General features: G+C 40.0%; 11 protein-coding genes and 1 pseudogene. 1 reads left to right on the top strand and 11 read right to left on the bottom strand.

Features of this window, described 5'->3' with window-relative positions; all coding sequences use genetic code 11:
- Positions 1 to 109 precede the first annotated feature (109 nt).
- From J7E77_RS22595 to J7E77_RS22575, 5 genes and pseudogenes are all read right to left on the bottom strand, one after another.
- A complete protein-coding gene (locus J7E77_RS22595; protein WP_251028159.1) occupies positions 110 to 1,705 on the bottom strand; it encodes a cbb3-type cytochrome c oxidase subunit I in 1,596 nt (531 codons plus the stop codon).
- A 14-nt stretch (positions 1,706 to 1,719) separates the two neighbouring features.
- Complete coding sequence (locus tag J7E77_RS22590) at positions 1,720 to 2,187, bottom strand: cytochrome c oxidase subunit II (protein WP_168242540.1); 468 nt, start codon at positions 2,185 to 2,187, stop codon at positions 1,720 to 1,722.
- A gap of 15 nt (positions 2,188 to 2,202) precedes the next feature.
- Positions 2,203 to 2,352: a hypothetical protein gene (locus tag J7E77_RS22585; RefSeq protein ID WP_168242539.1), complete on the bottom strand. Its 150-nt coding sequence runs from the start codon at positions 2,350 to 2,352 to the stop codon at positions 2,203 to 2,205.
- Positions 2,353 to 2,568: 216 nt separating this feature from the next.
- Positions 2,569 to 3,513: a heme o synthase gene (gene cyoE / locus J7E77_RS22580; RefSeq protein ID WP_214717096.1), complete on the bottom strand. Its 945-nt coding sequence runs from the start codon at positions 3,511 to 3,513 to the stop codon at positions 2,569 to 2,571.
- Positions 3,514 to 3,758: 245 nt separating this feature from the next.
- Positions 3,759 to 4,163, bottom strand: a pseudogene (locus tag J7E77_RS22575) (NAD(P)-dependent oxidoreductase); the annotation flags it as partial.
- Positions 4,164 to 4,386: 223 nt separating this feature from the next.
- On the opposite strand from J7E77_RS22575, the gene J7E77_RS22570 reads away from it, so the two are divergent.
- The gene (locus J7E77_RS22570; RefSeq protein ID WP_374103000.1) at positions 4,387 to 5,283 is read left to right on the top strand and encodes a DNA glycosylase; all 897 of its coding nucleotides are present in this window, start codon (positions 4,387 to 4,389) and stop codon (positions 5,281 to 5,283) included.
- 100 nt (positions 5,284 to 5,383) lie between these two features.
- Here J7E77_RS22570 and J7E77_RS22565 read toward each other — a convergent pair whose 3' ends face one another.
- The 6 genes from J7E77_RS22565 to J7E77_RS22540 form a co-directional block, all read right to left on the bottom strand.
- Positions 5,384 to 6,886, bottom strand: a complete 1,503-nt coding sequence (locus tag J7E77_RS22565; protein WP_214717095.1) for an amino acid permease — start codon at positions 6,884 to 6,886, stop codon at positions 5,384 to 5,386.
- Between the two features lie 103 nt (positions 6,887 to 6,989).
- Positions 6,990 to 7,268, bottom strand: a complete 279-nt coding sequence (locus J7E77_RS22560) for a YokU family protein (protein WP_214717094.1) — start codon at positions 7,266 to 7,268, stop codon at positions 6,990 to 6,992.
- A gap of 2 nt (positions 7,269 to 7,270) precedes the next feature.
- Positions 7,271 to 8,680 carry a lysine 2,3-aminomutase gene (gene kamA / locus J7E77_RS22555; protein ID WP_088086127.1) on the bottom strand — a complete coding sequence of 470 codons (1,410 nt, stop codon included), beginning with the start codon at positions 8,678 to 8,680 and terminating at the stop codon, positions 7,271 to 7,273.
- Between the two features lie 73 nt (positions 8,681 to 8,753).
- Positions 8,754 to 9,233, bottom strand: a complete 480-nt coding sequence (locus J7E77_RS22550) for a GNAT family N-acetyltransferase (RefSeq protein WP_214717093.1) — start codon at positions 9,231 to 9,233, stop codon at positions 8,754 to 8,756.
- Positions 9,221 to 10,741: a M81 family metallopeptidase gene (locus J7E77_RS22545; RefSeq protein WP_214717092.1), complete on the bottom strand. Its 1,521-nt coding sequence runs from the start codon at positions 10,739 to 10,741 to the stop codon at positions 9,221 to 9,223. The genes J7E77_RS22550 and J7E77_RS22545 overlap by 13 nt, the downstream gene beginning before the upstream one ends.
- A gap of 32 nt (positions 10,742 to 10,773) precedes the next feature.
- Positions 10,774 to 12,234 carry an aldehyde dehydrogenase family protein gene (locus J7E77_RS22540; protein WP_214717091.1) on the bottom strand — a complete coding sequence of 487 codons (1,461 nt, stop codon included), beginning with the start codon at positions 12,232 to 12,234 and terminating at the stop codon, positions 10,774 to 10,776.
- Between the last annotated feature and the right edge of the window lie 18 nt (positions 12,235 to 12,252).

Below are 12,252 nucleotides of genomic sequence, written 5' to 3'. Positions count from 1 at the left end.
AAAGAGATTGTTGATTGGAGATCATTCCGGACACCACCTAAAGTTAGTACTTTCATTATATAAAAAAACAGCGATTCTTACCTCGATTTTTCGATGTAAGAATCGCTGTTTATGTCGAAGGTACTTTTTCAGTGGCCTCCTCTGTCCAATATGGAGTTTTAGTTGCATTATCTTCTTCCTCAGCGATAGGAAATTCTGTTTCTCCCTTTGGTGCAAAAAACATCATATTCATTACTGCATACACTTGAAGAATAACACCGATAATTAATAAGGTACCGCCAACAGCTAAGCACATTAAATATGGGCTCCAGCTTAATGCTGTTGCATTGTCTCCATAAGTTGTAAAAGAAGTTCTACGCGGGGAACCAAGTAATCCAACCCAATGCATAGCCCCTGACATAAAGATCATTCCTATTGTCCAAATCCAAGTTTGGATCACACCTAATTTATTTATTTGCGGTGTTAATACACGTTTTGAAATATATGGAACTAACCAATAACTAATGCCAAAGAACGTCATCACTACGGACATGCCAAGCGTTAAGTGAAAATGTCCAACAATCCACATCGTATTATGAACGACCTGATCCAATTGGTTAGTGCTTTGAGCAATTCCACCAGCACCAGCAGGTATAAAGGCAATCATCGCAATCATTGGAGCTAGGAAACGAACATCGCCCCATGGCATTTTTTTATACCATCCGATTAAGCCTTTTCCACCTTGTTTTCTTGCTGTACGTTCAAAAACGGCAAACATGGCGAATGCTGTCATTAAGGACGGGAATCCAATCGCCAAACTCATAAATACGTGCATAAATTTAACGGCTGGATCAATTCCTGGGTCAACAATTTGGTGATGGAATCCACCTGTAATATTCATAACTACTAAGCCAATAATAACGACACGAGTTAACGTATCACTCCAGCGTTTTCCACCAATAATTTTAGGTACAATGACATACCATGCGGAAACAGCAGTTAAATACCAAATATTAACTAACGTATGTCCAAAGGCCCAAAATAGGGTACGTGCCACCATAACATTGATTGTTTCGACCCAGCCAATTGACCAAGGAATAATCATAACGATTACTTCTATCGCTACAGGCATGGAACCGAAAAATAATAGGACAAATACTCCAGTAGCAAAGTAAGCAAGGATTGGTACATGCTGTCCTTTGTTATTCTTTCTCCAATTCGCAACTTGGATAAAGGCACCGAAAGCACACATCCAAACACCAACCACAATTAATGCTAAACCAATATAAAACATTGGTGCAGCTGCCATTGGCGGATAGAAAGTATACATTACAGATGCATCACCCATAATGATTGGAATTACTGCTAAAACAAACCCGACAATCTTCAATCCAAAGCCAATCCATGCGATCTTTCTTACTTTTGGAAGAATCCCCCCTAAAGTATGTGAAAGACTGGCATAAAAATAACCAATCGTAAAGAAAGCAGTTAATACAACAACTAATAGTAAACCATGTGCTGTCAGAACTTGATAATAGTTAATCCATGATGGTAATTCCAGAATTCCTGCACGGTTCAGTCCCTGCACAAGGCCAAGAATTCCGCCAAGAAGTAATGCTATAAATGCTACAAATATATATGATTTCGTTAATTGGGCATCTTCCTTGCTGATTCCCATCACTTTACCTGCTTTATCTTTAAATGTCTGTGATTTTGCTGTTTGCATTTTGCTTCCCCCCTTTATTTAACCGTAATCGTTGTACTCATCATTTGGTGACCGGCACCGCAATATTCATTACATAACACTAAATACGTTCCCGCTTTATTAAACTTTTGAGTGATTTTTTGAATATGTCCTGGCATGACCATTGCATTTAGGTTTGTACCTGCAACTTCAAATCCATGGACAACATCTTTTGAGGTTAATGTAAAATGCACTGTCGATCCAGCAGGGACTTCGATATTACCTGGATTAAAACTGAAAGCTTGTAATGTCATAACTACTTCATATTCATTTTCGCCAATCTTTGTAATACCCGGTTTATTGAATGGCGCTGTTTGGTCTACCTTTTGTGGATCAATAAGTTCATTATTACTCGGCGGTCCCATTTCCAAGGCAAATGCTTGATAGCCAGTAATAAGCATGAATATCATGATCATACCGAAACTCAAGGTAAGCCATATTTTTTCATCAAGATGCATTTTCATATCTGTCATCCCCTCCTATACTCTAGCCATATAAAGGCCATATAATATTAAATACGTAGCGAGAATTACGACCCCAACCACTCCTACAGAAATCCATGTTCCTTTTAATGGTGCCTCTTGCCCTTCACCATGCTTTTTTTTGTTGTTAACTTTTGTGTCCCCCACTGAAAATCAACCCCTTTATATTTCATACCTTAATAATAGATGGGAATGATTATCATCGAAGTGAACTGTATCACATTTGCTCAGCTTTTTTCGTGAACACCCAAAAGGAACTGCCTTTTTCAAACACAAAAAAGCTGCTCCAATAGTTTGCAAATAACTTGCATACTCTCGGAACAGCCTTCACTTATCTATAGTTTGAGTTTCATTTGATCTCGACTAACTAAATACCGGCAATGTAACAATTACCATCAAGAGAAACAATATAGTTATATAATTAACGGAATATAGAAAATTCACATGTGCCCATTTTAAATCATCTTTAGTAAAAAATCCGCTGATACTCACAACCAACCATCCAACGTTAAGCAATGTAGCAATCACCATAAATGTAGTTCCAAGCATCGTTAATAAAAATGGTAATGGAAATAAGCTAGCAATATAGATCACCATTTGCCGTTTAGTCACAGCCAATCCGCGAACAACGGGAAGCATGGCTACTCCAGCTGCTTTATATTCTTTATATTTCTTTACGGCAATCGCAAAGGTATGCGGCATTTGAAAAATAAACAAGATAAGAAACAAGATCATTGGGACTCTTTGAAAACCAGGTGCGATGGCTGTCCATCCTATTAAAGGTGTAACGGCACCGGAAATACTTCCAATTACTGTATTAATTGTATAACGCCGTTTTGACCACATGGTATATAAAAAAACATAAGTAAACCATCCGACAAAGGAGTATATCGCCGCTTCAACGGTCGTAAAGAGTAAAAGGATTTGACCTAATACACTTAGAGCAATACCTATTGTTAAAACTGCGTTCAAAGAAATATTCCCCGTTACTGTTGGACGACCCTTTGTTCGATCCATTACAGTGTCAATATCAACATCGTACCAGTTATTGAGCGCGAGGGCCCCGGCCATTACCATTGTACTTCCGAAAATTGTTAAGAAAAATAGATCCAGATGTGCTGTAAAAGAAGTATTGGTAAAATGTAAGGCTAACCAGAATCCTGCAAAGACAGGCAAAACATTAGCGATTAATACATTTGCTTTAAAAAGTAACTTTAGATCAGTCATTATGTTAGTTGTATTTCGTTGATTCAATATCGTAACTTTCCCATCCTTCTGTAGAGAAGAAGGTATCTCATTATTGGTCATCTAATATCCTCTCCTAAGAAGTCTTCCAAACAAACCAAAGATAATTCTATCATACTACATTTCGATTATCTCACAAAATCCGGTGTCAGGCACCTGAAAATGGCTGTTGGATATTTCCATTTGGAACTTCTAGTATTATTCTCTTGTCCTTTCTACAAAAACTCCATACTCTATGTTTTAATCGTAGATTAAAAAAACAGGCGTGGAGAATCCTTTGTTTAAGAAGATTCTTCGCGTCTGTTTTTTTAGCGAACCTCGGTTAAAACATCGTGATTAATTAATGAAAGCGGCTGTTTACCCTGCAATCCAAGGACTAGATTTTCCGCTGCAAGTTTGGCCATTTTCAAACGAGTTTCGTAGGTAGCTGACCCAATATGCGGCAGGGTGACTACATTATCCATTGATAAAAGTGGGTGATCTGGACTTACTGGTTCCTGTGCGAAGACGTCTAAACCTGCAGCTAAGATATCCCCATTTTGAAGGGCCTGAACCAAGGCATCTTCATCCACAGTTGCTCCACGCGAACCATTAACAAAAATGGCGGATTTCTTCATTAGTTTAAATTCCTTTTCTCCAATTAGCTTAACTGTCTTTGGTGTTAGTGGTGCCATTAAGCAAATGAAGTCTGCGTGCTGACAAATTTCTTCAAGGGAACAGTTGGTTTCATCTAAGATTCCTCACATTCAGAATTAGATACTCTTTCATTCAGCGATTAACATTACTACATAATCAATATACACTTAATTACATGAATAATAAAAAATTTTTGAACGTAACAGCAAGATAAAAAAATGATTTTTTTTACTTTTGTGATAATAATAGAATATAGAAAAAGGAGGGTAGGATAAATTGTCCAACACACTGGGGGAAGAAATTAACGAAATTAATGAAGATATTGTCATTCCATTGCCTGAAGCGTTTGATATGAAAGCAAACTTTGGATACCTGCAGCGGAATAAAAATGAATGTATGTATGAAATTGAAAATGATAACATTACAAGAGTCATCGCAAGTGGCGAAATTCAAACACTTGTACAAATAAAAGTAAACGAGAAAAACCAAATGGTTGTACACTTTTTAAAAGATAAACCGCGCGATCCTAATAAGGTAGTCCATTATATTCGAGAATGGTTTGACCTCGATAACGATTTAACTCCCTTTTATGAAATTGCCAAAGCTGATCCCTTACTTAAAATGCCCGTAAAAGACTTTTATGGATTACGCCTTATCGGCATTCCCGATTTGTTTGAAGCTCTTTGCTGGGGGGTCTTAGGCCAGCAAATTAACTTAGGATTCGCTTACACATTAAAGAGACAATTCGTTGAAAAATTTGGTGAATCCATCGAATGGGACGGCAAAAATTATTGGATATTCCCGTCCTATGAACGAATTGCACAACTCACACCAAAGGATCTCGCAGATATTAAAATGACCGTCAAAAAGAGTGAATATATTATTGGAATTGCCAAATTAATGGCGAGCGGCGAATTATCCAAGGAAAAATTAATGGAAGCCGGTCATTTTAAAGAGGTCGAAAAAAGCTTAATTAAAATACGCGGGATTGGCCCATGGACAGCCAATTATGTGCTGATGCGCTGCCTTCGTTTTCCGACTGCCTTCCCTATCGATGATGTCGGTCTAATTAATGCGATAAAAACGCTACTAAATATGGATAGAAAGCCGACCAAAGAAGAAATCCTTGCATTATCAATCCCGTGGGCAAATTGGGAATCCTATGCAACCTTCTATTTATGGCGAGTTCTCTATTAGTCAAAAAGCACTAGCTAGGTTTAGCTTGTGCTTTTTGGCAGGTGCCATAACTATTCCATTTTAATTCACCTTATAGAATTTATACCGTCCTCTAAACCTTCTATTTTGATGACATCTCATCAAAAGAACATTCCTTTAGTGGAACGACCTTCGATTTATGAACGAGTTTATACCCGAGCCATAATGCCAGAAAGATCGGTAAACCAATATACGATACGGCTACTCCATACCAATCAATCTCACTTGCTAAAAAAGCTTGATAATTTTGGCCGAAAATGACAAAGACACACATCGCAAAAGCGAGAATCGGACCAAGTGGGAACCATTTCGCTTTAAATTTCAAATCATTCATGTCCCTGCCCTGGGCCATATATGCTTTTCTAAAACGATAATGGCTGACTGCAATTCCTAGCCAAGCAATAAATCCAGTTAAGCCTGACGCATTTAATAACCATGTATACACTTGATCTCCAAAAATGGACGTTAAAAAGGCAAAGCCTCCGATAATCGTCGTCATAACAAGGGCATTCATCGGAATCCCGCGATCATTTACATTTTGTAAAAATTTAGGCGCCTGACCGTCTTTTGCCATGGACCAAAGCATGCGTGTCGATGCATATAAACCGGAACTCCCTGCCGATAAAACCGATGTCAAAATGACCGCATTCATAACAGATGCTGCAAATGCAATGCCTACTTTCTTAAATACAAGGGTAAAAGGGCTGACAGCGATGCTATCGACATCCCTGCCTAACAGGTTTGGACTTGTATATGGAATGATAAGGCCAATGACAGCAATAGCAACGATATAGAATAGAAGAATACGCCAAAATACTTGTCGAATCGCCTTTGGAACGTTTTTCTCCGGCTCTTCACTTTCTCCTGCAGCAATCCCCACGAGTTCCGTTCCTTGAAAGGAAAAACCTGCAATGAAAAAAATACTTAAAATGGACAAAAGGCCGCCATTAACCGGAGCATCTCCTATAGTAAAGTTTTTAAACCCGATAAACTGTCCGCCCAGAATACCGAAAATGGTGAGCAAACCGACTCCAATGAAAACAATGATTGTCACTACTTTTATTAAGGAGAACCAATACTCGGATTCTCCGTAACTTTTAACCGACAATGCATTCAATAAAAAGATTAGGCCTAAAAACAGTGCACTCCAAACGATGCTTGGTACATCCGGAAACCAGAACTTCATAATAATTGCTGATGCAGCTATTTCAACCGCCAGTGTAATAGCCCAGTTGAACCAATAATTCCAACCAAGCGCAAAACCAAATGCCGGATCGACAAAACGACTCCCATATGTTGAAAATGATCCCGAAACCGGCATTAAGGTCGCCATTTCTCCGAGACTTGTCATTAAAAAGTAGACCATGATGCCGATAGCCCCATAAGCTATTAATGCTCCACCAGGTCCAGCTGATTGAATGGACGCCCCTGTCGCTAAAAATAACCCTGTCCCGATTGACCCTCCAATAGCAATCATCGTCATGTGACGTGCCTTTAGATTGCGTTTAATATGCTCTTTACTTTCCTTATTATTCTGATGTTTCTGATTATTTTGGTCATTATTATAGTTGTTGATTGCTTCCATACTTGTCCTCCTTAATTCTTCATCTATTAGCATCTATCTAACTTTTTAGAAAACATATGCCATCTCCCACTTACTATTGAAAAATGAGAGATGGCTAGGCTAATTATTTCGCAAAATCAAAGTAGTTTCGCTTCAATAAGCGTGGAGCGGCCATAAGTGTTTCATACGTCATACTTTTTTCGAGCTTTGAGCAATCAATTAAAAATAGATGATCCTCAATTTCTTTCACTGTATGATCTGTTTGATAGGTCATACCGCATTCCAAGCAATGAATGGATGGTGTGTCCTTAATTTCGATCGCATTTGTTCCATCTGGAAGTTCCCAATACACTTTGTTGCTCGTTTCACGTGCTGTGTCAGATTCGCACCATTGACAAATCAAAATTATTCCTCCTTTGCTCCAACTGTTTCATATTTCTTCATTTGTGATTGGAATTTTTTCTCTTTTAACTCGTCACGTTTGTCACGTTTATCCTTTAAAGAGCTATGCTCAGTATTTTCCTTATACGTTTTGCGGCGATCTAACCGTTTTAATCCTTCAGGTGTAAGGTTAAATTTCGTATCATCAATAATGGATAGAACACCATTACTTTCAAACTTTTCAAACACTTCAGGATATACCTTTTTGTAGTAATCCTCTGCACTGCCTGACTGATAATTTGTTGGTTCTGGATAAGATGTAATGACACCTTCAAAGTTACGTAATACGACTTTATTAGAACTTTGAGAAATGATATAGTTCGGCTGCAATGGAATTTTACCACCTCCACCCGGTGCATCAACAATAAATGTCGGAACAGCATAACCCGATGTATGGCCGCGAAGTCCTTCCATAATTTCCAATCCTTTGCTGATTGGTGCACGGAAATGGCCAATCCCTTCTGATAAATCACATTGGTAAATATAATATGGACGAACGCGAATTTTAACAAGGTCATGCATAAGCTGTTTCATGATCGGTACACTGTCGTTAATGCCTGCTAAAATAACCGCCTGGTTACCAACAGGTACACCAACATTTGCAAGCATTTCACATGCACGCTTCGATTCTTCCGTAATTTCAATAGATGTATTGAAATGTGTATTCAACCAAACTGGATGATACTTTTTCAAGATATTACAAAGATTTTCGGTAATACGCTGTGGGAATACGACAGGTGCTCTTGTACCGATACGAATAATTTCTACATGCGGAATCTCACGTAAATTCTTTAAAATATATTCTAAAATATTGTCATTAATAAGGAGCCCGTCTCCTCCGGAAATTAACACATCTCGAATTTGTGGGTTAGATGCGATATAATTAATAGCTGTGTCTAACTGTTTCTTTGGTACGCCCATTCCGATTTGTCCGGAGAAGCGTCTTCTTGTGCAGTAACGGCAGTACATGGAGCATTGGTTTGTGACTAGGAACAACACGCGATCCGGATAACGATGTGTTAACCCAGGTACTGGTGAATCTTCATCTTCGTGAAGGGGATCTTCTAAATCATATCTTGTTTTATGCAATTCCGCAGAAATCGGAACAGACTGCATTCGAACCGGACATCTTGAATCATCCGGATCCATAAGTGATGCATAATATGGCGTGATGTTTAATGGGATTGTTTTTGTTGAGATTAAAACCCCTTCTTCTTCCTCTGGTGTTAAGTTAACTACTTTCTTTAAGTCTTCTAAATTTTTGATAGTATTCGTCAATTGCCAAACCCAATCATTCCATTGCTCATCCGTTACATCCTTCCAAAGCTCGATTTCTTTCCAATGTCTTTTCGGTTTGAATAAATTGTTTCTCATCATAAACTCCTCCTAAAATTAGCCTATTTTTTATTGACCATTTTTGATGAATTTTCCTCTGATCATTACTATATTAAGAAATGAGGTATTCCATATAATAGCGATTTTCCCCTTCACCAAATTCATCGAATCTCGTCTCTTTTATGACAAACCCTAATTTTTCATATAACTTGACGGCTGCCTTGTTTTTAGTACTGACCGTTAAGCAAACCTTACGAAAACCATCTTGCTTTAGAATCGGATAAATTTCCTGTAAAAATAATTTCCCGATTCCTTTCCCTTGCTGGTCGGAGCGGACATAAAACCCAAAAATGTAGGCTTTATGAATATCATCGTAAGCTCTCATCACTTCGCAAATCGCAATCGGCCTTAGATCATTTTGCTGCCGGTATTGAATGAGTTTCCCGTAGCGTGTAAGCGGGACAAGGGCTTGTTCATCTACTGCTCCTAATCCCGGAAACGCATCTTGTTCAAGCTCCATCATCATTTTTAGCTGTTCTGGATTCAATGAAGCTGGTACTTCGACATAATAGGTTTTGTTCAATGTTTCCATTTTTCTGTCCCCCTCCGTTCTACTTCATATTGGATATCATCCAGCGGCCAAATTGGCTTTGGAATGTAACGATACGTAAAAGTTGTTAAACGATTGGATGCAACACCAGGTGCATCCACATAAATGATACGGCCAACAATCGGCTCAAACGCTGCCCGAAAATGATTTTTAGCCTTTAACCCAAGAATTCTCTTTGCCTGCGGCTCAAGGCCAATATGACGAAACATTTCCGGATCATTCGCTGACATCGGCCTTCCAATGAGGAGGATATCCATCTTGCCAACGCGAATGTGAGCCGCCCCCTTTAAATCAACTCTTAAATGCTGATTGAACGGCCCAGAATTGTGAAATACACCGTCTGATAAGGCCACTACCGTTGCTTCGACCTGCACGGGCTCCCCAAATTCAGGCGATACTTTCCCTCCAAGTGACAACAATACCTTATTTCCGGCTCCCTTCTTGCGGCAAGCCTCAATAGATTCTGGATCGTAGAGTCCTCCAAACAGCGTGTTAGGAATGTTCATCTTCACCATCTCCCGAAGCAGCTCTGTTGTATCCCCGCTTCCACAACTTAACGGATTATCTGAGATATCCGCCAGCACGACCGGTTTGTCATCTTCAATCGACATTGCCAAATCGAGTCCTTCTTTCACACCAGGCAAATCCATGATAAATTCTTCTCTTACACTCCAGAACAAGGAAGCCATCTTTTGGGCAGTCTCTTTACCTTTTTGCTGATCGAGCGAAACAACAAGTACACTTGCACCGACCCAGGGAATATCCGAGTAAGGAAAGCCACCAAATACGGACACATTATAAATCCCTTCTTCCTCTTCGGCTTGTTTCGCCCACTCTATCATTCTGTACATCGGCCCTTCTGCAGTTCTCATATTGATAGAGGGGGGCATCATTGGCAATTTTTCAAAAGAAGCATAATAATGCACACCTTCCTTTAATTGCTTCAATAAAGCAATGGATGCATGAATGCCTTGTTCATACATATCAACATGTGGATATGTTTTAAATCCAAAATGAAGTGGTGTGTAATGAATCATTTTTTCACTTAAATTGGCGTGCATATCCAGTGTTGTCGCAATCGGGACACTAGGTCCGATCAGCTCACGAATTTTTCCTAGTAAATGCTCTTCTGGGTCAAAGAGGTCCTCCACGACCATTGCCCCATGTAGTGCCAGCAATAAACCGTCCAGCCTTCCCGCCTGCTGGATGGACTCCAGCATTTGTTTTTCGATAATGGAGTACGCTTCTGTTGATACCAACCCCGAGGGAATCGCAGCCGCACATAGCAGCGGTACGATTTCTACATCCTTTTCTTGTTTCAATACATCCAAAAACCCGCCCACTTCCGTTTTCGTACCAATATAGGCATCATAAATTTCATCGCCGATAAAGTAGCCTTCATTTCGAAACTGTTCGATTTCAGTTTTCATCGGGCTGAAACTGTGGGATTCATGGTAAAAGAATGCAATACCGATACGATGTTTTCTCATGTTCTCCCCCCTTTATATTTGACATAGGCGTTTCAATAGTTCGTATAGATTGACTTCCACTCTGTCATGACATCAAATGCATGATGGGAAACTTCACGGTGACCGTTACCGGACATTTTCATACCCCCAAATGCCACTCCCATCTCGGCATTGGACGTTCCATTATTAATATAGACAAGTCCGCTTACTGCTTCCTTTGCAGCACGGTTCGCATAATGAAGACTCTCAGTATAAATAGAAGTTGATAGCCCATAAATCGTCCCGTTATTTACCTCCACTGCTTCCTCATATGAATCTACTTCAATGATGGCAAGAACAGGGCCAAATATTTCTTCCTGTGCAATGGTATCATTCGGTTTCACATTCTCAATGATTGTCGGCTCATAATAAAAACCGCCCAATTCTTTGACACGCTGCCCACCTGACACAATTTTCCCACCTTCTTCAATCGCTGTTTTTACATATTTTTCGACTGTATGAAGCTGGTCTTCATTTACGAGAGGGCCCACTTGTTTCCCTTCTTCAAGTCCATTTCCTATTTTCATAGACTTTGTTAAGTCTACTACTTTTTGTATAAGCAGTTCCTTTACTGGACGCTCGACGATTACTCGACTTGCCGCTGTACAGCGCTGACCAGTTGTCGTAAACGCTGATTTTACGATTCCGTCTGCCGCCTTGTCCAAGTCCGCATCCTTCAGGACGACCACTGCATTTTTTCCACCCAATTCCAATGAAATACGTTTTAATGTTTTACTGCTCATTTCAGCCAGCTTTTGTCCGACTTCAGTTGAGCCCGTAAACGAAATAATTTTAACATCAGAATGCTCTGCGAGTGATTGCCCGACTGTTCTTCCTGAACCGGTAATTAAGTTCACAACTCCTGCTGGAAATCCGGCTTCATCTAACACTTCCACAAATATCTTTGCCGATAGCGCAACCTCTGAAGCAGGCTTCCATACGACGGTATTACCAGAAATCAGAGCTGAAAAGATTTTATAGGAAGCAAGCGCAACCGGGAAGTTCCAGGGGGTAATGCACGCCGCAACTCCAAGAGGTTCACGAACCATTCGTACGTTCCGGTCTGGGAAGCCGGCAGGGACCGTTTCTCCAAAGAGGCGTCGTCCCTCACCTGCCATATATTGAGCAGTTGCGATGACCACTCCAACTTCGCCTAATGACTCTGGCAGCACTTTTCCCATCTCCATTGTCATCACACTAGCAAGTTCCTCTTTTCGTATTTCAAACAATTGGGCTGCTTTCGTTAAATAAGCCGCTCGTTCTGGAATGGGAGTGTTCTTCCATTGTGAATACGCGTCATTCGCTTTTGCGACAGCCTCATCCACTTGCTCTGTTGTGGCGGCCGCACATACGCCGACAAGTTCCCCCGTTGCCGGATTTAAGCTTTCAAAGTAGGACTGATCGGGGGCATTTACCCATTTACCATTTATATAAAGATTTCCCTGAAGAATTTCTGTTTTGATTTGACTAGACATAAACTTGACCTCCTTTTT

The sequence above is a fragment of the Bacillus sp. ISL-77 genome (genome assembly GCF_018613105.1).
Note: the sequence above shows the minus strand (reverse complement) of the source record. Positions and strands in the feature narration are given on the sequence as shown.